This window comes from Arthrobacter sp. A2-55, assembly GCF_025548615.1.
Classification (GTDB): domain Bacteria; phylum Actinomycetota; class Actinomycetes; order Actinomycetales; family Micrococcaceae; genus Specibacter; species Specibacter silviterrae.
On record NZ_JAJLOZ010000079.1, the window covers coordinates 1 to 20439 of the forward strand.

A 20439-nucleotide genomic window follows, 5' to 3' on the forward strand; every position below is an offset into this window, starting at 1 on the left:
AGCTAGTCTCCCAATACTTCTGCCCCCTCTGCGGCATCGCAGCAGGGGTCGATTCATGGTGGACACCCGCGCAGCTTGAGTACGGCTTCGGCAGTGCCGGCGGGGTTCTCGATCAGGCTGTCCAAGACGCCCTGGAAGACGCATTCAAGGACATCAAGGGCATGAAATTTGAACCGAACTCATCCTTCAGCTTGGATATCGAGACACCTGACCCACTTATCGAGCCCGATGATATGGTCATCGTCGAGCCACCCTGCCATCCTCATGAGCCCCTTAAGGTCCCTGAAATCTCCACAGAACGCTTATTCTGCCTGATATGCGGTGCCCAGTTCGCTGCATAGTCGGCAACAAACGGCAGGATCGGTCTATCCATCGCCCGCTGAGGGTTTCCTTGATTGGTGCAACTTCGCAAGGGCCTCGACGTGTTCGCTGTGGTACACCCTGATGGACAGTGTGCGGCCGCAGGGAAACTTGAGTTGGATGATTGTCAGGATCACTGGGCTGCATCTCGTAGCTAACAGTTGTATGGGGATGGGCGCGTCGGGGGCGGGACATGTCCAGGTCGCGGGCATGCTCCTTAGCGGGCTCGCCGTCCTCGACCAGGCGGACAGTGCCTTGCTTCTACCTTCCCGTGGACCGGTGCGTCGATCGCCAAGGTCCTTTCGGGCTTCCCTGCGTTTGCCGGTGGAATCGATGACATGTTCACGATTGATCTCATGTTCCATGGGCACGAGGGTGGCCATCGTCGTGAACACCATGGAGGCAAACGGTGTTGCTGTCCCGACATCAGCCTCACCGGGGTCCACCACGTGCAGGTCCGTGCGCCGGCCGGGCGGATCTCGGGCGTAGTTGGGCATGTGCTGGATGTGGCCGCGGTGGCGGCGTTCATGAACGTGGGCGATCGGCGGGCCGGGGCGCCCCGGGCTCAGGAGGCCAAGGCGGTGGCGGGGCCTCGGAGGCTGGCGGCGAGGAGGTTGGCGATGGCCTTGAGCTGTTCCATGCCGCGCCGGGGCAGTCCGTCGAGGTCGGACAGCCGGTCTTCGGTGGCGGAGGAAAAAATGGCGCTGACCCAGGCGGTGGCGCAGGCCTTGATTCGTTCGGCGTCCACGATGTCGGGTAGGCATTTGCGCAGCACCGCCGCAGTATCGCGTTCCAGGCCGGTCTGGAATCTGCGCAGTTGGGCACGCACGTTCGCATGGGTGTCGGCCTCGCGCCAGAGGATCACACGGAGCACGGTGGATTTGTGGTTGCTGAGGTTCAATGCATGCAGCGTGCCGATCAGCCCGGCTGCGGGGTCTCCCGGCATGGCGAGCTGGTCGGTATCCAACGCCGTGGCGGGGAGCCGCTCGGCCATCAAGGCCGCCAGCAGGTCGGACTTGGCGGGAAAATAATAGAACAGCAGGCCCTTGGCAACGCCGGCGGACTTCGCAATCAAGGCGGTGGAAGTGCCATTGAACCCGTGTTCTGCGAAGAGCTCCTCGGCCGAATCCAGGATCAGGGCCCTGGCATCACCGCGGATCACAGCACATTCGGGCCCGTGTTCCGCGTTCACAGTGACCTCCATTGCTCCGGTAAGGGTTTGAGGGGCCGGACGAACCCGGACCCCTCAACTTAGACAGCATCCCTTGTTGGCACGGCACCCGGCCCCGAGGGGCCGGGGCCGTGCCGGCATTGATGTCATGCGGCCGAGGGCCGATGGTGCTGGTGCTGGCCTTCGCGCATCTTCATCACCGAGGGCATTGCCCATGCGGTCACGACGATCGTGACGGCACCGCAAACCCAGGCAGTGATTGCAATTCCGGTCATGCCGGTGAAGAGAAGCACCCACGGGGAGATAAAGAGCAGGATGCCCAGAATTCCCTGCGCCGTTTCCACCGACTCCAGCCGCGGCGCCGACAGGTTGATCAGTCCGGCAATGATCGTCAGAACCCCCAGCACGATCAGCGTCGTTGTTGTCTTCGCATCGGTCGTCGTCCAGATCGTCGCCAAGGCAGCATACAAACCAGCGGCCACAGCCACCCAGTTCTGCCATTTGGTCCACGCCTTCATCAAACTCACCCTCCTCAAATACGTCACTTACAATTTCCGGTCTACCCCTGATTGGCCACCCGGTCAAGAGACCTTTTCACCCCCACCACCGACCCCGGCAACGCTTCCAGCGCCCCACTTCGTCATCCGGCAACGAGGGATGCCACGACCCCACCCGTCTCCGCTTGTTGGATTGGCCGGGCCCCCCTCCTGTCAGTCCGATAGAAGCACTATCTATGGTGATCAGTATAGATTTGTTGTATTTATCGTGGCATTATGGGGGTGGGGACCGGCATGGCGTGGCGCGGCATCCAGGCAGCCGACGCCGCAGCCGGTGCAGCGGCCCGGGCAGTTTCTCTCAGGGGTGTTGTGCCGCCGGGCAGAACGGAAGGAGAGGGTGATGATTCTTAAGGAAGTCTCAGTCGAGCGGTTCATATTCACCTGCACCGGTTGCGGGCATGCCTGGGTCGTTGACTATGACGCCCAGCATGTCGAGGACGGGCACGGGCACGCGCGGGACTACTTCTTTCGCGACGGGCTGCCGTGCCCGGATCCCACCGGCCCGGGTGAAACGATATGCCCGCAATGCGGGCGGCCCACGGTCCTGGCCCACCTCAGCGCACGCCGGGCCAGCCCCGCAGTCACCGACAAGGCCCCGCAGGGTCCGGGTGAAACACCCACGCCGGCCCGCACCGCAGCCCGGGCCAAGGCGCCCCTGCTCCCCGGTGCGCAATAGACCACACGCCCAGCACTGCCAGGGAAACCGGCACCACCCAAGGGATTCAGCACCGCCCGGGAACCCGGGCCACCGGCATGTGAAGCAGCGCCCACCCTCTCTCACCGACTGCTGGCCCACGGGTGGCGGCGCCGAGGGGTCCAAGAACACCGCACCAAGGGCTTGAAGGGGTGTGGCGCGCCACAGTGAAGGAACTGTGGACGATCGCAGCAGGGATATTGTCGGGCGCGAAGGGAAGGCCCGCCACCGCGGCGACCGAGGGTGGGTGGTTGGGGCAGGGACGAAGCCGGGTCCCACGGAAACGCCCGCCATGGCGGGCGAGGCGTCTCGGCGTCCAGCAACATCGAAGGACTCCGGTGGTCCACGCACCCTGTTCGCGCCTTGTGGTGGTTGGCAGGGCCGTAGGTGGCTGCCGCGTTTTAGTGGGTTTCGGGGCCGTGGAGGAAGGCTTCGGCGTGGTCGACGGCTTTTTTAAAGGCGTCGTTGCGCAGGCTGATGTGTTCCCGTGCCGGGGACTGGATGTAGCCGGTGATGCCGGGGCGCAGCAGCCAGATGTCTCCGGCCGGTGGAAGGTAGAACACGGCGAAGGAACGGTGCGTGTCATCGTCGTCGGCCCAGACCGGGACGACGGCCAGCGCAGCACCCGTGTCGGGGTTGACCCACTGGGCCCGCGGCAGGGGTTCTTCGTGGAGTTCCGGATCCAGGAACGGGGCGGTGCCCTCGCCCCACCGCTGCTCGAAGCGTTCATGGAAAGCCGGCAGCAGGGGCGAGTCGTAACGATGCCAGGCACTCATCCAAATACACCTTCCGTGTGGTTTCCCCTGGGGTTGGAGCCCTGGTGGGGCGGTTCCCACCGCAACGGACCGACCACGATGGGCGGCTGCCCGTGCGGTGGTACGGGCCAGGACACGCCGGACCCGCGGGTGCTGGCGGATCCGTTTGTGGGCTCGTGACTTGGGCCCTCCCCCGTCGCTGGCCGTTCCCTGGGCTGGTGGCCCGTGCTCCTGTGGTCGTAGCGGGCCCGCTGCACCGGGTCCGCCAGGACGGCGTGGGCGTCCGTGATGCGTGCCAGCAACTCACGCTCTTGGGAAGCCTGCGCGGCCGTGGCCGGCACCGGGCGGGTGTCCGGGTGATGGCTGCGCAACAGGGACCTGTACGCGCGGCGAATCTCTGCACCAGAGGCGTCCGGCTCCAGGCCCAGCACGGCATAGAAATCCGGTGAGCCCACCATGTTTGATCACCCGTCCTCTCAATTCAATCTCCCCGGGTGCGTGGGACCGCCACCGGTGCCGGACCCACAACGGCGATGGCCAACTGTATAGGCGGCCCCCGGCTGGGGGAACCGGGGGCCGCATGTGCGGGAGGCAGGACCAAGGGGGCCGATGGCTGATGCGCTTGAGGTGCGGTGGCGTTCCGTACGGCTACCGCCCGGTATATTCCCTCGCGGCCCCCCGCCTGCCCTCCTGGTCCGGGAAAATTCTTCTACGTAGCGAAGGGCTCAGGCGTTGCTGTGCTCGCGCTGGCCGTCCTGGGTGATGGCTTGGCGGTCTCCTTCCTTGGTGGTGATCGCGATCTTACGCGGCTTGGCCTGCTCGGCCACCGGAATGCGCAGGGTCAGCACCCCGGCATCGTAACTGGCCTCAATGTGCTCCGTGTCCAGGTTCTCCCCCAACACCAGCTGGCGGCTAAACACGCCCCGGGGCCGTTCGGCGGCGAGCATCTCCTTGTTCCCATCCAAGTCCGGGCGTTCGGCCCGGACCGTGACGACATTGCGTTCCACGTCCAGGCCGATCGACTCAGGAGACACCCCCGGAAGGTCAAACTCCACCTCAAAAATGTCCCCCTCACGCCAGGCGTCCATCGGCATCGCTGCCGGGCGGGCCGCGGTCCCCAGCACCTGCTGGGCGAGCCGGTCGAGTTCACGGAACGGGTCTGTACGCATCAACATGGCTTTCTCACTCCTTCACAACGCCACTTGATCCCTGTATTGCTTGCTGTCGTTTTCACTTCTCAACCCCCAGCCACGACCTGTTGCGGCTGGCATAGATTTTTTATAACACCACTGGCACACTGGTGCAAGAGGTCTTTTCACAAATACCAGGACGCAGCAGGCCAAGGCCAAGGACCGGCAGAGACAGCGGATCGGCAGGCCATGGAAGATGGAAGGAGGCCCCGGATGGCGACACGAGACCCAAAAGCACAAGCGGTGTACGCGATCTCCGTCGCGGCAGAACTGACCGGCACGGGCCAACAAAACCTCCGCCTCTACGAACGCAAGGGCCTGCTCGAGCCGAGGCGCACCGACGGCGGCACACGCCGCTACAGCGAAAACGACCTCGTGACCCTCCAACGCATCACCGAACTGCTCGCCCAGGGCCTGAACCTCACCGGCATCCGCCTCGTCCTGGCCCTGGAAACCGAAAACACGGCCCTCAAAAACCAGCTCAGACACGCCCACTCACGAGCCGGAACACGAAAACCCGCCCGGGCCCGCCCCGACACGAATACAACCAGCCCGCCATCTCCCTAAAACCGCCACGAACCGTTGTACGTGTCAGACCGGAGTCGTACGCATCAGGCCGGGCAGCCAGGCAGCCTTCCCGAACCCCGCGCCCTGGCAGCCGGCTTGGATTCCGTGGCTCGAATCGCAGGCGTCCCTGTCCTATCTTGGAATCCCACCGCCGGAACCGCATCGACCAGGAGGCAGGTCATGGGTGAAGATAGTGAACCGCTGGATCCGTCCGACACCGTCGTCGTTACCGAAGGGATCATCACCCCCGACGACGCACGACCCGTCGATGACCCCATCGATGACTTCAACGCCGACACCGGCCTGGACAGCGACCGCCCAGTGCTCGTGGACGACCTTCACGGCAGGGACACGGACCCGGCAACAGAACCCGACAACGACCTTCACCTCCAGGACGCCCCCGACCCCTCCGCCCAATGAAAAGGCCGACACCTGTCCACCACAACGTGCCACACGTGGCCATTTCCGGGTTGACGACAGGGTCAGTCGCCGGTGGCGAGGGAATCCTGGCCAAGGGATGGGCCACGGCGCCACTGACGCAGCATCCTTTGACGAGCACTCTATGACGTCGAGGGCCTACTGAGGCGTTTCCTCCACAGGGCGGGCACCATCACCTGGTGCAACCGTCCCCTGTGGGGCCTCAACCCGGCCGTTCGCAGCCCCAGCAGTAACGGCTGCCATCGCCGCCAAGACCGCTGGGGTGAGATCTTCATCCCGGACAACATGGCCATAGAATCGATCGCACCGCGTACAGACGTAGTCAACGTCCCAAAAACCCTCTCCATGGCGCCTGCGCCACCGGGCCCGTTCAACAAGAACAAACTCGTCCGTTCCACACGCTTCACACCAAATACGCTCGGCAGGGGATTCCTGCACCGCCTCCAAAAGATCCCGATCAACTTTTGGAGAGAGTTGCTTGTCCATTTCAGCTCACCCTTTTCATGACAGACAGCGGATACCTGATCAGGAAGTGGTGCCCTACATTATAAATTCGCCACCATCAAACATCCAGCACGGACAGGCAAGTATTGACACCCCCCGCCCAATAAAAGGCCTGCACAACCCGGCGCCTTGCTTCATGCCAGAGGCGACCTCGGAGCATCCCTCGCGCTATGACAGTGCTTCACCACTGCCCCGAAAAGCGTGCCGATCTGTCTTTGCGAGCCTTACCCGGTGGCGCTCACCCCGGCGTATGTCATTTGTGCTCTCAGGCGAGTCCACCCCCCAAGTAGACTGCACGGACCCCTGGTGGGGATGCCCCAACCAGAAGCCAGGCAAGCCACCTCGCCACCGCCCATTAAGAAATCCGTTGTGTCATTGATTGGCCGTTGTTGCCACGGGCCTTGACCTGGACTTCATCCAGAACACGCAGCGATGAGGTCATTGCAACGTCAGGCCGGACCCACCAGGGAATACCGTCGCAAAAACTACTCCGTCTGCGACCCGATCCATTCCCGGGCCTGGATCTGGGCCATGCGCCGATACATGGTGGCCCGGGACATGCCCAGGTCCCTGGCGACCTGGGTCCCCGGTTGCCCTCCCTCGATCAGCCGGCGGGCGTTCATGACCTGGCTGTCGGTGAACTGTGCCCGGCGCCCGCCAAGGTCCTTGCCAGCAGCGCGGCGCTTGGACACGGAATCGGTGATGCGTTCACGCTTGATGTCCAGCTCCATCTGAGCCAGGGCCGCCATCACGGTGAAAGTCATCGACCCCATGGGAGTGGCGGTGTCCACGGCACCCCCGCCCAGGTTCAACACTTTCAAGTTGATGGCCCTCCCCCGCAACTCCGCCGCCAGGGAAAGCATGTTCGCCGTGGACCGTCCCAGCCGGTCCAACGTGGTGACCACCAAGGTGTCGCCCTTCTCCAATGCCGTAAGGGCCCTATCGAATGCGGGACGGCTCGCCCGCGCGCCGCTGACTCCCTGGTCCGTGTAGAGGTCATCACGGCGCACCCCGGCCGCCAACAAGTCCGTAACCTGCCGGTCCGTATCCTGGCCACTGGTGGAAACCCGGGCATAGCCGATCCGCTTCATCATTCTCGCCCCTACTATGTCTCGCAATGCTGGTTGATGACTGCCAGCCTAACGGCAGCATACGAGACAAAGTAGCAAGACATCAAAAACGTTGAAGATCCGAGGGCGCCAAAGTGTCTCGCCCGCTGTCTTGCATCCCTAAGGTTACGAGATGCTGAGATGCGTGCCCGATGTATTCTGCACAAGATCCTTGCGTGGGGTGCTCTGGACTGAATTAACCAAATCAACGACGTGAAATATCTGAGTTGCGGCAGGCACGTATGCTTGCACGCATGGACATAATCGGTCTCGTGGTTGCCGCTATCGCAGCTCTTGCCGCTGTTGTCGGCGCTGTCGTTGCGATCTACCAGGCCGCGCAGGCACGCACGGATCGGCAAGACGCTGAGGCCGCACGGGATGCGTCCCGTGCGGCCCGGGATGAGGCGATGCGATTGGCCGGCGAAGCAAACGAAGCATTCAAGCGGCAGGCCGATGCTCAAGAGCGTGCGAACGAGATTGAAGAAGCCAAGCTCCCAAAGCATGCCATCTCATTTAAGATCACTCACGTCCAAGGCGACACCTGGGCGATCGCATGCACTGACTTGCCTGCGAACGACGTGGTCATCAAGGAGCCGGGCTATCACCGAATCGGATCATGCCGCTCGAGACAGAGACCCGTTGCCTCCAGAAGAACGACACCATTCGCTTCATGCTCACGACGGCGACCATGGACGGTAAAACACACGCCTCGCCGCGGATTCGCGTCGAATTCATCGATCCAAGCACCGGCGAACCAAGCGCACTTGAATCTGACATCGCCGCGTAATGGCTGACTGCGTGCGCCACCCGTTGCAGGTACTCTTTGCGGTCTTGAATTCAATCTTTATTGCGCATTTTAAGGCGTTGACGCTAAGCCCTGCGAAACTTGCGGCTGTGCCGAGCGATGACCTGCTGAGCAGTTAACCGGTTTTGCTCAAGACCAGCCGCCACCGATTCCGCGTCAGCCCAGGAGTTGTTCGCTGCCAATACTCTAATGAAAGCCTCTACATCCGTGCGAAGAGCCGACAAGTCAGCTTTGGTGATCACTCGCGTTGTCTGCGGGACATGGGCCTCGGTTTCGAGCTTCTCACTGGGGTGGATCATCACAGGGATTGGCTCCTGACCGGCCGGATGGCGGTCGGCGAACCACTCCATGGAATGCACCAGTTGTCCGGCCTCGCTCTTGATGATCGCCGGGTTGACCCTCGTGATGTTTGTCTTCAACTCTATGACGGCATACTGCCTCGAGGACAAAGCCCAGAGATTGTCCGGTCCACCGTCCCGGTCTTCCTTTTCCGGGCGGCTGGAGCCGAACCCAAGGTACAGCCCAATGAGCCTGACTTGCTCTTCGGCTCGGTCTGCCGCAAATTCGACCCCCAGGTGACGTTGTCAAACAACGACGCCACGGCGAGCTCCATAGTGCGCGCGTCGCTATAGAGGGCTCCCAGGTACTCGGCGGCAGCCTTGCCCTGAACGGTAGGACCGGCCAGTTTCTTCCGCGCCGGCGCTATCTGCGGTTTGAGGACTCCTGAGTTGAGCTTGCGGGCAGCGGCAAGAGTCTTCTGCGCAGCGATTGGATCAACGAAGTGCTCGTAGGTGGCCAGTTCCTCCAGGCATGTATAGACGAGGCTTTTGGTAGCACGTGTGGGTTGATCGGGTAGCGGGTGTGGGACCCGGTAGCGCCGGGTCCCACGTCGCTGTTTTTGTTTAGGTGCCCGCGTTTCCTGCCTCTCTGGTGTGGGTGTGGCGGCGCATGTTTGGTCCGTCGAGTTGGATGAGCTCGCTGGTGGATACGATGCGGTTGAGTATGGATTCGGCCACGACTGCGTCGTGCAGGGATTTGTACCAGTCCTCGGGGTCGAACTGGGACGTCACGACGGTGGCGCCGCGGTTTTCCCGTCCAGCGAGGATGTTGAGCAGTTCACTGGCGGCGTCCGTGGTGATCGGGGTGGTCAGGAAGTCGTCCAGGAATAGGGCATCGCAGTCGTGCAGGCCCTGCAGGAAGGCCAGCCGTTCCGGGTCGGAGCGGTGGTAGACGGCGAGTGTGTTGGCCAGGTCATCGAGCCGGAAGTAGCGTGCGGTGTAGTCGTGCCGGCAGGCGGCATTGACCAGGGCCTGGGCGAGATAGGACTTGCCCACACTGGATTTGCCGAGGATGACCAGGTTCGTGGTGTTCTCGATCCACCGGCACGAGGCGAGCCGTGCGATGACTTCCCGGTTCACGGTCCGGCCGGGAAGGTAGTGGATTTCCTCAACACAGGCTGCCGGGTTCGGTGTTTTTGATTCCTTGAGCAGCTTCAGCATGCGCCGCTGTGAGCGGGCCATGGTTTCCTGTTCCAGTGCGTGGCGGATCTTCTGCGAGAACGTCCAGTTGTCGTAGGCGCCGTCGTTGGCAATATCGATCACGGCCTGGCCGAACGCGGTCATCCGCAACCTCGTGAACAGGCCCATGTCGTTCTCGGTCAGCTGGTCATCAAGCACGGCCATCCCCCTTCACGTCCCCGGATCCGGCGGGCCGTCTCAGGGCGTCAAGGCTGAACTCCGCGATGCCGCCCAGATGGGCGCCGCTGGTGTCCCGGCGGCCCAGCGGCGGTTCCGCCGCAGCACCCGGCCCGGGCCATTGCGGATCCTGCACGGAGGGACGTCCTGCGTTGGCTGAGCGCACCACGGTGATCTGGTGCTTGATCGCCGTGTAGCTGATCGGCCTGCCCGGTTCCTGGGTGCAGAGGATCCGGCAGGCGTGTTCGAGCTGGCTGCGGTTGGTGCCCTTGCCCAGGCCCAGGATGTTCATGCAGGAGCGGTACCCCTGGGCTTCGATCTTCAACCGGTCCAACAGCCTGGTCAGGGCCTGAACCGTGTAGGGGCCGACCTTCTCCGCCTGCCGCAGGAAGTAGGCCCTCGTCCACAACAACGAGGTGTCCTCGTAGCCGGCCGGTGCATGGGCCGGGTCGGTGACAAAGCTGTTGCGCCGCGCCCCGCGCTGGTGGGTTGCGACGATGTCCCCGCCGGCCAGGATCGCGAGCTGCTCACCGACGATCCGCACATCCAACACCTGCCCGGCATAGTCGTGCGGCACGGAATACTTCACCGTGTCGACCTGCACGTGTTCTCTGAACTCGAATGAGTCATATATATCATCGCGAATCGCCGGCGTCAGCCAGCGGGCTGGTGGCCGATGGTCGGGATGCCGAGGGCGACGGATGTGTTGGTGCGCCGTTGTACTTGGGCCAGTTTGTCTTCGGCGCCGGCGAGACTGACTTCGAGGCCTTCGACTTCACCGAGCCAGCCTTGCTCATGGGCTTCGACGACGCGGGCTTTGAGGTTGTCGCGGATCTCGAGTAGGAGGGTCTGCTGGTTCGGATCGGGCCAGAGCAGGGAGCAGCGGATGCAGGCGTGTTCGTGGATGCAGTTGCTGCCGAACGCGCGGCCGCAGGTCCCGACGGATACCTTGCGGCGTTGGAAATGGCCAAGGAATTGCTGCCACTCGTCGTCGGTGGGCTCGCGGTATTCCTCGCTCGGTCGCAGGGTGCGGCGCCGGGCGATAAACGCCCGGTGGGCGGTGATCGTTTCCTCTGGATAGACGGCCTTGTATCCCATGGTGACGCCGATGTCCTGGTGACCGGCGATGACCTGCGCGATGTGCGGCGGAAGCCCGTTCATGATTGCATCGGTGATGAAGATCCTGCGGAAATCATGCGGGGTGAACCGGAGCGGCTGCCCGTCATCAGGGCCTGTCAGGCCGGTGCGTGCCAGCGCTTCGTCGAGCAGGGTGGAGACAAATCGTGCGGTGATGGCGCGGTGTTCGCCGTTGACGAGGTGTTGGAACAGGAGCGGGGCAGGTCGGCGCCAAACCAGTTCGTGCTCGTCTCTCGCGCTGACCAGGGGGATGGTGCCCTCGGGTTTGCGGTGGCGGCTGATGATCGTGGAAAGCACCTCGGCCAGTTCGGGGCTGACCACCAGCAACCGTTCGGTGTCGGTTTTAGATGGGGCGATCTGCAAGAGCGGAACGAGTTCCCCACTGTCCGGCAGCCGGTATTGGATCAGGCTGTGGTGGCTGATCTCAAGCAGTTCCTCGATGCGGACGCCGGTGTGCCGCAGCACCTCGATGACCGCCCACGCCCAAAATGCATGGTCTTCATCGCGGTTGAGCAGGGTTTTTTTGGCGGTGTCCGGGTTGGTGACCCAGACGTTGGCCTGCGTGCCGTGCGGACGTTTAATCCTGGTCATGGTGATGCCGTCGGAGGTGAACGGTTCGCCGGGCGCGGCGCGTAGCCCGGCGGCGAGGAGCGCCGCCGTTTGACGGCGCCATGTGTTAGTGGAGTTGGTCAATACGGGCATTACCGGCAATCGGGAGCGGGTGCGGCTGTCCATGCGCGCCTTGCGGTGCCGCACCATTTTCCGGCGTGACAGATCGTCCTGGCTGATAGGACACGGTGCCACCCATGGGGCCCACCGGCTAGGGTCTTCCAGTGCCCACTGGGACAGGTCGAGGTAGAACGCCCGGACCGCTGCCAGAATATCCAGGTGCGACAGTCGCTCGGTCTCGATCTGGATTTCCTTGCCGTCGCGGACAATGGTGCGGGTTTTGGTGCTTAGTCGTCGCTTCCACGCCCCGGCAATATTGCGGGGTAGGTTCAACGATTCGATGCCCTGGTGGTGGCGTTCCAGGTCGGCCCAGAAGCAGCGGACCAGCGCGTAGGCCAGCGACAGCAGTGTGGAGTAGTCGACGGACGGCTGCCGCTCACGCAGGTAGTCGACCAGCAGTTCGCGTATTGGGGTGCAGGCAATGTTGTAGCGGTCGACGAGTTGTTCGACGGTGCGTTGCCCGATGCTGTGGATCTGTTTGAGGCTCGGTACGTCTGCTGTAATGATCCCGGCTTGCCGCAGGACGCGGATGCTCGCCCCGGCCGAGGGTGCTTTGCCGCGAAGCTCCTTCTCCAGGTCGATGACCTCGAGGACATCACCGACGGTGATGTCCTCGACTGTGCCGCCCTTCGCGGCGACGATCACGGCGCAACGAAACAGGACGTGCTTGCCCACGTCGGTGCCGACTGTCTCGTCACGGTCGCAGTGGTCTCCCAACCGGGCGAATCCTTCACCGTCGCGGGTACGGGTCAGGTGACGGACCAGCTTGCGTTTCTTTCCTCCGGTCAGCAGCCACCGCAAGGACGGGCGAACCACATCGAGTCCGACGGCGATCAGGAAGGAACTGGTCATCACCTCCAGCCGGGAGGGCGAGTAGTCGCCGTGCTCACGTAGCCACCGGGCGGGCAGCTCGGCCCAGTCGTCGCCCGCCGCGTCCGCTCCGCTGGCCAGCCATCGTTCCTGCCAGGTGTCGCCCGGGTGCTCTGACAACCAGTCCAGGAGCATCAACAATCCGCGAAGGCCCAGCAGTCGCATCGATTTCGATACCGGGGCACACAGCGCTTCCGACGCCTGTTGATCCAAGGTCTGCCTGTCAACGCCGGTGGCCGGCCACCGATCGACGGTGGGCCTCGGGGGAAACCGTGCCCGCCATGCGGCCACGTCCCTGGTGTCATCCGACTGTGGTGGCCAGTCGCCGTTGGTGTCTTTGCTTTGTTCTGCCGGGGCCATAACGGCGCTGATGCTCATGGTGTGGCCTTTCCAAAGAGCACGGCGAGGGTTTCTGGCGAGTAGCCCGGCGCCGTCGGGGGCGGTTGCTCGATGCGGTCACGGGCGGAGTGGTGCGCCAACACGCGGGCGATCACGTCCTCTTTTCGCGGCGTGATGTAAATCTGGGTGGTCGTGAGCCGGGCATGACCAAGGACGTATTGCACGTCTGTGAGCGGCATCGAGGGGTCCTCGGCCATCCGGTAGGCAGCGGTGTGCCGAAGCGCGTGTAGCGTTGCTTCTTGGCCGGCCGCCTGGCCGGCACGCTCAAACATCCGGTGTGCCGCGTGGTAGGTCAACGGCCGCGCCGGCCGGTCCAGCGTCCACCACAACGGCTGCAGCGGACCCTGCCCGATCGCATCTTTCATCTCGACCTGATACAAACGTAGCCACACAAACGCGTCTGGTGACGCCGGCAATTCCTGCACTTCCCGGGTTCCCTTGCGCACCACCGTTATCAGTTGCCTTCCGGGGTCCACGCCTCCCTGAGTGGCCGATAACAACTCCGAGGCGCGCGCACCGGTAGACACGTAGAAGGCCACCATGGCGCGGTCCCTGTTCGAGCGCAACTTCGCGAAGATGTCGTCGAAAACCCGATCAGGGATGCTCCGTGGAATCCGGCGCTGCGGCTTGGGCCGGTACAAGCCCGACTTTTCCAGCCGGTAGGGATCCATAGGATTGTGATGGGCGTTCGCCCGTCCGGCGCGTCGGGACCGAGCAAGCGGGAACGGATTGACCAACGGGCCCGATCCGACATCGCGGTGGAAATCGTAGAAGCCCCGCAGCACCGTCTCGCTGTGGAGCCGGGCTGAAATTGAATACCCGCGGCCCTCCCGGGCCACCACTGCCAGCCAGCGGCAGAAATCCCGCGCCTCGATCCGGGTCGCCCGATCCCAGGCCACGCCAATCGCCCACAAGAAACGGAACCAGCGTAGTAGATCCATGCCATACGAGCGGACGGTTGCCTCGCTGCGCCCGGCCGCCAGCAGATCAGCGAAAAACGCCTCGACGGCATGGACTGTTCCGCCGTCCGCGCCCACCAGCCGATACGGCTCCCACCGCGACCCGGTTGCCTCCAGCGAACCGCCCGCAGGCACACGCAGATATTCCAACTCCCTGGAACAATCAGATTCTTCGACCATGATCCAAGACGCTATGTCCCCAGCTGACCCGTCCCTCTGCGACATGCCCAAACCCGGCAGGCTGTTCAGTCAACAGGTGCCAGTCCCGGGAGACCTTCGCCTTGCGCCATTCCACCTGCTGCCACCGTTGCGCCGGCAGTTCCATCAACTCGGGGCTTTCTGCTTCCTGGAACCAGGCCCGGCGGGACCGGGCCTCGCCCCGGAACGGGGTGCGGTCATTGATCATTTCCACCTGTTCGGCAACGGCCTCGTTCAACTCATCAAGGCTCGCGAAGCGCCGCTCGGCCAGGTAATGGATGACCCAGTTCGTCACGACTTTCACCCCGGCCTCCACATTGCCCTTCTCCTGTGGGCTGGCGGCCCTGGTTGGGGCGGCCGCGCACTGGTAATGCTCCAGGAACGCGGCATAGGACTGGTTCACGTCCCGGGCCGTTTCATACCGGCTGATCTGGTTCGATGCCGTTGACGCGTTGTCGGGCACGATGACCTGGCACACGCCATTAAAGTACTCAAAGGCCCGCCGGTGCGCGTCACACCACGCCGCCATTTTCTCGTCCAGGAAGCCGTGGGCGAAGATCATGCCCGAATACGGCAACGACGCCACAAACACCGAGACGCCCCTCGTTTCCCGGGTGATCGGGTCCGTCAACCACATCCGCGTCCCGGCCCAGTCAACCTGCATCGTGCGCCCCGGCACATGCGTGATCGGGCTCGTCAGGTCATGAACCCGCACATGCTCAGCCACAATCTCGCAGAACCGGTCATACCCATAAAACCGCTCGGACCCGCCGGCAGGGGTGTCGAGGTAGCGGGCCCACAAAACCTTCAACGGCGGCTTCTTCCGGCCAATCCTGGCCGCGACCACCGCCTCGATATCGATCGGGACGAACACCCCGGACGAGGTCTTCCGCCCGTCCGAGAACAACCGGTCCACGTCTTCCGCCGAAAGCGCCTTGACCTGCTCCTCAGTCGTCAGCGCCCCGGCGTCAAGGACCTGGCGGGCCCTCGCGATCGTGCGATGCGAACAACCCACCAACGCCTCAACCTCGCGGTAGGAATAGCCCCGCACCAGCAGGGACATGATGTGTCGGTAATCAGCCATAACAGTCGGTTTCCTTTCACCAACCACGACCCCAATGTCGTGGGTGAAAGCCATCTTCACCCGCCGTGGCCGAAAGCGCTACCCGATCCACCCACGCCCGCTACCAGATCACCCCACACGTGCTATCCAAAGGCTCCTCTATACAAGGCACCACCCTTTAAGCAATGAATCGGTGACTGTGTCGATCGCCCTTCGGAGGACCTGGACCGCTCCGTCCTCGTCGCCGGCTACGGCTAGATTGAATGCCTTCCGACGACCAGCAGCGAGCTGTGTAACCGTTCCCGCGCTTTCATAGGTGACATCTGCAGTCGCCTCCAGGCTCTTACTAACCCATTGGGTTTTTCGTTCAAGAAAGAGATTTAGCAGATCTGCGATAGCTCCGATCCCCTCGCCCTCGATCTGCTCCGCGATCTGCAGGCTGAGCTCGATCTGCACCCGCGTTGCGGGTGAGTAGAACTGCCGCAACTGTGGATCACGAAGAGTGAGAGCGGAGTCACTGGTCAGGACGAGAACTGCGCAGTGATCGCTGACGTCCCTGATTCCCCGTCCCATGCCTTGCTCAAGGCGCTGCACTTCACGGGCCTTGAACGTCATAGACCCAGTCAGAGCGGCGGATACTCGTTGTTCATGAGGCGTTAGAGGGGTTGGAATGCCGTCGATGATCAGCAGGCGACAGGCCTCGCCGGGGAGATCGACCCCGTCGTACTTGTTTACAAGCACGACGACGCCAATGTGCTCGCCGTTCTTCATGCGCTCGATCACGGGCCGCATGTCGTTAACGTGGAGTGTCTGGTCGGCCACTCCAGCCCAGCGGTCCGCAGCGTAATCGCTAGGGACGAGGACCACGACGTTGATGGGTTCAGCCTCGACAGTTCCGTCTCTGTCGCGATCGCCGTACGCGATGTCCCTCGCGAGCATCAGAATCGCATCCTCGCCTAGCTGGGGATTGATGGACAGAGGAGCCAGTATGATGCGATCTCCCAAGTCCGAGGCCTGTTTCGGCGTAATCGGCTTTCTCACTGCTTCCGGGTCTGCATCGAGCTCGGTGACGAGCACTCCTTCGTCTTCCAACGTCGCGGTAAGGTACACGCGACGCTTCGCCTGCCGAAACGCCGGGATCATGGCAACCTCAGGGCAAGGGGTTTTAATCTCAACTCCCCGAGAAGTAAAGGTGATCGTGGTAAATTTCAACTGATCGGCGACGAACGGCCACGCAAAGAAGAGGGTATTGAGCTTGTCGTCGTCCGCATGCGGCCTGACAACAGCCATGATCTCATCGACACGGTCCGCCACTGCCTTCGCCGGTACGCGGATCGGTGACCCTTGGTCGCCAGCCTCAATATCTGCAAACGCCTTCGGACCCTGTTCCTTGAGTTCGGCCGCGAAGAGCTTGAGCATCTGATCGAAGGCCTTGCATGAGAACGGGATAGTGGCAGCGAATATCCCGTTGGTCGCGGCGAGAGCAGCATGGGCGTCATCGACAATGACGGCTCCCAGGGTGACGACTTTCTTCACCCCACGCACCCCGAATGAGCTGCGCCCGTTGACGACCTTGTGGAACGTGGTGATCAGGATCGATCGAGAAGACCGGAACAGTTCATCATTCGCGTCGGTGGTCACGGGGATCTTGGCATCGTTTGCTTCATCGGCTACTTGCTGGATCAGGAAGCTGTCCGGTACCAGGAAGACGGCGGGGCCCACGCCCTCGTGCAGGCTCGACTGTGCGATCAGCAACCCCGTGAGGGTCTTGCCTCCACCTGTGTTCTGCTTCAGAACCAGGTCGGGCTCACTCCGACGGTCGTATCAACTGTCCAGAACCTCATTCTGTTCCGGGCGAAGACGCGACCACTTGCGGCCCTCCAGCGAAGCGTAGATCTCTCGAGGGCGGGTGAGCTTGGCACCCTTGTTCGGGTTGATCTCGTCCCAACGAATTGCCACAGATATCACCTCCGACTTACGATTTCAGTGAGATGAGTCTGACGCGGCCATCGAAGGATTGTCGGCCGACTGGGCATCAGGGGCGCCTCAAAGGCCGATTTCAGTCGCTGGACCCGCACTAAATCGCAACGTGAAACTAGTCCTGCTCGGGAATTCAACACGGCTATCTCACTGGAATCGTAAGTCGGTATCACCTTCGCAGTCAGGCGTGCATCGCACGCGAACTTCAGAGGATCGCGCGGCCGCTGCTCGGCCTGCCCCCAAGCTGATTCTACCGAGCACTCATCGAGTCTTGACCATTCAGGGTGCCCGCACCGACATGGCCATCTGGACATATGACTTCTGACGGTCTCTGAGGTTCATACCATGTGACGGGTGGACGCGCCGGCCTCTTATCGGGCTCTTCAGCAACCTGTCTAAAACAGTTCGTTAGTGGTCGCAGCCGCCCTCATCAAGCGCCGCACGTGCCCGGGTGGTGTCGTGAAGGTCGGACAAGAACGTTTCCTGTTTCTCGATCTGACGGCGGTAATAGTCCTGTGTTAGCTGCAACTTTAAACTGACCATAGACGGCATTTTTGATTGACCGTTCGCGGCAGTGGTTTTGACCAGTGGCTGCAAGTGTTTTGACCAGTGGTTCGCCGCCGTCCTGTGGCTGGGTGTGCTGGGATTCCCTTGTCCATCCCTCGTGTCTTTACGGGGAGAGCCCCTTCCTTCGGGGTGAAATGACGATGCCAATCGTTTCAATTTCACCCATTGCGGGAAGGAAGGGGCTTGTTTTGAAGTCTCCAGGAGAGTTCATGGAAATTTTAGCTGCTTTTGATTTAACCCAGTCGTACCGTGGTGCCGCGGAGGTTTGCGGCGTCTCTCACAACACGGTCCGTTCTTATGTCAAGGCCCGCCAGGAGGGCGCCCAGGCGCCGATTGCCCGCAAGCGCGGACGGATCACCGACCCATTCCTGCCCCAGATGAAGTCGCTGGTGGAGCAGTCCCGCGGGAAGATCCGCGGCGACGTCGTCCATGAGAAACTCGTGGCCCTGGGCTATGCCGGCTCGATCCGCACCACCCGCTACGTGCTGGCGGGGCTGAAGAGCACATACCGGGCCCAGAACGCGCGTGTTCACCGGCACTGGACGGTCGAGCCGGCCAAATGGCTTCAGTGGGATTACGGGGACGGCCCTGTTGTTGACGGCGCCAAGACCGTGTTGTTCGTGGCGTGGCTCGCGTACTCCCGGTTCCGGATCGTGATCGCCTTGCGGGACAAGACCATGCCGAGCGTGTTCGCCGCCCTTGACAGGTCCTTCCGCCTCATCGGTGGTGTACCAACGTATGTATTGACTGACAATCAGAAAACCGTCACTATCGAGCATATTGCAGGGGTTCCTGTCCGCAACCCGGCGATCGTGGCGTTCGCCCGGCACTACTCCACCGCCGTGCACACCTGCATGCCTGCCGACCCTGCCTCCAAGGGCGGGGTGGAAAACGCGGTGAAGATCGCCAAGGCCGACCTTGTCCCGAAGGAGACGAACCTGCGCCCGGAATACGCCTCCTTCGCCGAGCTGGAAGCGGCGTGCGCGGCGTTCATGGAGGATGTGAATTCCAAGGTGCACCGCGCCACGCTGGAGATCCCCAAGGACATGCTCGCCCTGCTCGAGGCGCCCCGCCTGCACCCGGTCCCGGCGGTGCCGGTCACGGCCAGTTTCGGCCACGTCCGCCAAGTCCCCCCGAACACGCCCATGGTCACCTACGAACACTCCCGCTATTCCGTCCCGCACACCCTGATGGGGCAGCGGGTCTGGGTGCGGGGCACCGACACCGACGTGGTCATCGTCCACGTCGGGGAAGCCGGGCCGGTGGAAGTCGCCCGCCACGCCCTCACCCGCCCCGGCGTGCCTGCCATCATCGACGCCCACTTCCCGCCCGCCTCCGCCGGCGCCCTGGAACGGGTCATCCGGCCCACGAACAACGCCGAGGAGGAATTCCTGGCCCTGGGCGCCGGCGCGGCGCTCTGGCTCAAGGAAGCCGCCGCGGCCGGCACAAACAAGATCCGGCACAAGATGGAACGCGCAGTAACACTGGCCAAGGTCATGGGTGCCGACGTGGTCGACCAGGGACTCGGTGCTGCCGCCGTGCACCACCGCTTCACCCACGAGGACCTGGTTTCCATCATCACCAACACCGCCACCGGCGAACTTCCCGGCACCATCACCAACACCCGCCACACCGTCACGGACCAGGGCCAATGGCTGTCCCAGGGCACCGGCGGCTGGGCCAGCTTCGGCACCACGCCCACCACCAGCGAACCCGGCGAGATCAACAACGCCACTGATTTTGAAGGAGCCACCGAATGAGCCCCGCAACCCTTGCCCCGGCCCCGCTCACCGACCAAGCAGTGGAACACGTCATCGCATTGATGCGCACCACCCGCATGCCCCACGCCCGCGCCGTCGTCGCCGAGGTCCTCGCGACCGCGAAGGCCCAGCGCTGGGACCCCACCGAGGTCATCCGGGTGCTGCTCGAAGCCGAAGCGACCGGGCGGAACCGTTCCATGCTCGCCACCCGGCGCAAACGCGCAGGCTTCCCGACCGGGAAAACCTTCGATGTCTGGGACGAATCCCTCTCGACCCTGCCCACGGCCACGACCTCGTTCCTGCGGACCCTGGAATGGGTGCGGCGGCGGGAGAACCTGATCGCGTGCGGGCCCTCCGGCACCGGCAAGACCCTGCTGCTGGAATCCCTGGGCCAACAAGCCATCGACGAGGGCATGTCCGTGTCCTGGCTCAGCCTGGAAGACCTCGGCGCGCTCGTGCGCCGGCACAGAATCGATGACAGCGTGAACAAGGCCATCACCCGCGTCACCAGCGTGGACTTGATTTGCATCGACGACATAGGACTTTTGCCCGTCTCAGGCGACGCAGCCGAAGGCTTCTACCGGGTAGTGGAGGCCTCCTATGAGAAACGCTCCCTCGCGATCAGCTCCAACATCCACCCCTCCGGGTTCGACGAGCTCATGCCCAAAACCATTGCCACCGCAACCGTGGACCGGCTCCTCCACCACGCCCACCTCTGCCAAACCAGCGGCGAGTCCGTCCGCCTCATGCAAGCCCAAAACGGGAAAGGAACCCGCCCGATGAACTAAACCCACACCATGGTCAGGCGCCACAACCCCAGCACACCCCGGCGCCTGACCCCTGGTCAAAAATACTTGCCGCCACCGGTCAAGCCATTGCCGCCACCGGTCAAAACACACTGCAGCCACCGGTCAGATCAAAGTTGCAGTTGAC

Annotated in this window: 20 protein-coding genes; 7 read left to right on the forward strand and 13 right to left on the reverse strand. The window is 63.0% G+C overall.

Going from position 1 to position 20439, the window contains the following annotated elements:
• The coding region (locus tag LPN03_RS17580; protein WP_262455303.1) for a hypothetical protein at window positions 1-341 on the forward strand (341 nt) is incomplete at its 5' end.
• A gap of 584 nt (window positions 342-925) precedes the next feature.
• Here the strand turns inward: LPN03_RS17580 and LPN03_RS17585 are convergent.
• A complete protein-coding gene (locus LPN03_RS17585; RefSeq protein ID WP_262455304.1) occupies window positions 926-1552 on the reverse strand; it encodes a TetR/AcrR family transcriptional regulator in 627 nt (208 codons plus the stop codon).
• A gap of 125 nt (window positions 1553-1677) precedes the next feature.
• A complete protein-coding gene (locus LPN03_RS17590; RefSeq protein ID WP_165183502.1) occupies window positions 1678-2049 on the reverse strand; it encodes an SPW repeat protein in 372 nt (123 codons plus the stop codon).
• 379 nt (window positions 2050-2428) lie between these two features.
• Between LPN03_RS17590 and LPN03_RS17595 the strand changes: the two genes are divergently transcribed.
• On the forward strand, window positions 2429-2764 hold the full coding sequence (locus LPN03_RS17595) for a hypothetical protein (RefSeq protein WP_165183501.1): 336 nt from the start codon (window positions 2429-2431) through the stop codon (window positions 2762-2764).
• Between the two features lie 419 nt (window positions 2765-3183).
• Here LPN03_RS17595 and LPN03_RS17600 read toward each other — a convergent pair whose 3' ends face one another.
• From LPN03_RS17600 to LPN03_RS17610, 3 genes are all read right to left on the reverse strand, one after another.
• Window positions 3184-3558 carry a hypothetical protein gene (locus LPN03_RS17600; RefSeq protein ID WP_262455306.1) on the reverse strand — a complete coding sequence of 125 codons (375 nt, stop codon included), beginning with the start codon at window positions 3556-3558 and terminating at the stop codon, window positions 3184-3186.
• Window positions 3555-3995 (reverse strand): J domain-containing protein, encoded by a 441-nt coding sequence (locus LPN03_RS17605; RefSeq protein ID WP_262455307.1) that lies wholly within the window; start codon window positions 3993-3995, stop codon window positions 3555-3557. Before LPN03_RS17605 ends, LPN03_RS17600 begins: the two co-directional genes overlap by 4 nt.
• A 267-nt stretch (window positions 3996-4262) precedes the next feature.
• Window positions 4263-4712 (reverse strand): Hsp20/alpha crystallin family protein, encoded by a 450-nt coding sequence (locus LPN03_RS17610; RefSeq protein WP_165183498.1) that lies wholly within the window; start codon window positions 4710-4712, stop codon window positions 4263-4265.
• 228 nt (window positions 4713-4940) lie between these two features.
• Here LPN03_RS17610 and LPN03_RS17615 point away from each other — a divergent pair, with 228 nt between their 5' ends.
• Both LPN03_RS17615 and LPN03_RS17620 read left to right on the forward strand, forming a co-directional pair.
• Window positions 4941-5294, forward strand: a complete 354-nt coding sequence (locus LPN03_RS17615) for a MerR family transcriptional regulator (RefSeq protein ID WP_262455308.1) — start codon at window positions 4941-4943, stop codon at window positions 5292-5294.
• 180 nt (window positions 5295-5474) lie between these two features.
• Window positions 5475-5714 (forward strand): hypothetical protein, encoded by a 240-nt coding sequence (locus LPN03_RS17620; RefSeq protein ID WP_262455309.1) that lies wholly within the window; start codon window positions 5475-5477, stop codon window positions 5712-5714.
• Window positions 5715-6721: 1007 nt separating this feature from the next.
• Here the strand turns inward: LPN03_RS17620 and LPN03_RS17625 are convergent.
• Window positions 6722-7330 carry a recombinase family protein gene (locus tag LPN03_RS17625; protein WP_262455310.1) on the reverse strand — a complete coding sequence of 203 codons (609 nt, stop codon included), beginning with the start codon at window positions 7328-7330 and terminating at the stop codon, window positions 6722-6724.
• 631 nt (window positions 7331-7961) lie between these two features.
• Here LPN03_RS17625 and LPN03_RS17630 point away from each other — a divergent pair.
• Complete coding sequence (locus LPN03_RS17630; protein WP_165183799.1) at window positions 7962-8132, forward strand: hypothetical protein; 171 nt, start codon at window positions 7962-7964, stop codon at window positions 8130-8132.
• 83 nt (window positions 8133-8215) lie between these two features.
• Here the strand turns inward: LPN03_RS17630 and LPN03_RS17635 are convergent, their stop codons facing one another.
• From LPN03_RS17635 to LPN03_RS17665, 7 genes are all read right to left on the reverse strand, one after another.
• The gene (locus LPN03_RS17635) at window positions 8216-8569 is read right to left on the reverse strand and encodes a hypothetical protein (RefSeq protein WP_165183798.1); all 354 of its coding nucleotides are present in this window, start codon (window positions 8567-8569) and stop codon (window positions 8216-8218) included.
• A gap of 483 nt (window positions 8570-9052) precedes the next feature.
• Window positions 9053-9826: an ATP-binding protein gene (locus LPN03_RS17640; protein WP_262455311.1), complete on the reverse strand. Its 774-nt coding sequence runs from the start codon at window positions 9824-9826 to the stop codon at window positions 9053-9055.
• Window positions 9819-10448: a Mu transposase domain-containing protein gene (locus LPN03_RS17645; protein WP_262455313.1), complete on the reverse strand. Its 630-nt coding sequence runs from the start codon at window positions 10446-10448 to the stop codon at window positions 9819-9821. Before LPN03_RS17645 ends, LPN03_RS17640 begins: the two co-directional genes overlap by 8 nt.
• A 50-nt stretch (window positions 10449-10498) precedes the next feature.
• Window positions 10499-12958: a tyrosine-type recombinase/integrase gene (locus LPN03_RS17650; RefSeq protein WP_262455314.1), complete on the reverse strand. Its 2460-nt coding sequence runs from the start codon at window positions 12956-12958 to the stop codon at window positions 10499-10501.
• Window positions 12955-14118: a tyrosine-type recombinase/integrase gene (locus LPN03_RS17655; protein ID WP_262455315.1), complete on the reverse strand. Its 1164-nt coding sequence runs from the start codon at window positions 14116-14118 to the stop codon at window positions 12955-12957. Before LPN03_RS17655 ends, LPN03_RS17650 begins: the two co-directional genes overlap by 4 nt.
• Window positions 14102-15220, reverse strand: coding sequence for an IS21 family transposase (gene istA, locus LPN03_RS17660; protein WP_262455316.1), 1119 nt, complete (start codon window positions 15218-15220; stop codon window positions 14102-14104). Before istA (LPN03_RS17660) ends, LPN03_RS17655 begins: the two co-directional genes overlap by 17 nt.
• A gap of 138 nt (window positions 15221-15358) precedes the next feature.
• On the reverse strand, window positions 15359-16999 hold the full coding sequence (locus tag LPN03_RS17665) for a helicase C-terminal domain-containing protein (protein ID WP_410468616.1): 1641 nt from the start codon (window positions 16997-16999) through the stop codon (window positions 15359-15361).
• A 935-nt stretch (window positions 17000-17934) separates the two neighbouring features.
• On the opposite strand from LPN03_RS17665, the gene istA (LPN03_RS17670) reads away from it, so the two are divergent.
• Window positions 17935-19506 (forward strand): IS21 family transposase, encoded by a 1572-nt coding sequence (gene istA, locus LPN03_RS17670; RefSeq protein ID WP_316255852.1) that lies wholly within the window; start codon window positions 17935-17937, stop codon window positions 19504-19506.
• On the forward strand, window positions 19503-20294 hold the full coding sequence (locus LPN03_RS17675; protein ID WP_316255853.1) for an ATP-binding protein: 792 nt from the start codon (window positions 19503-19505) through the stop codon (window positions 20292-20294). Before istA (LPN03_RS17670) ends, LPN03_RS17675 begins: the two co-directional genes overlap by 4 nt.
• The last annotated feature ends 145 nt before the right edge of the window (window positions 20295-20439 follow it).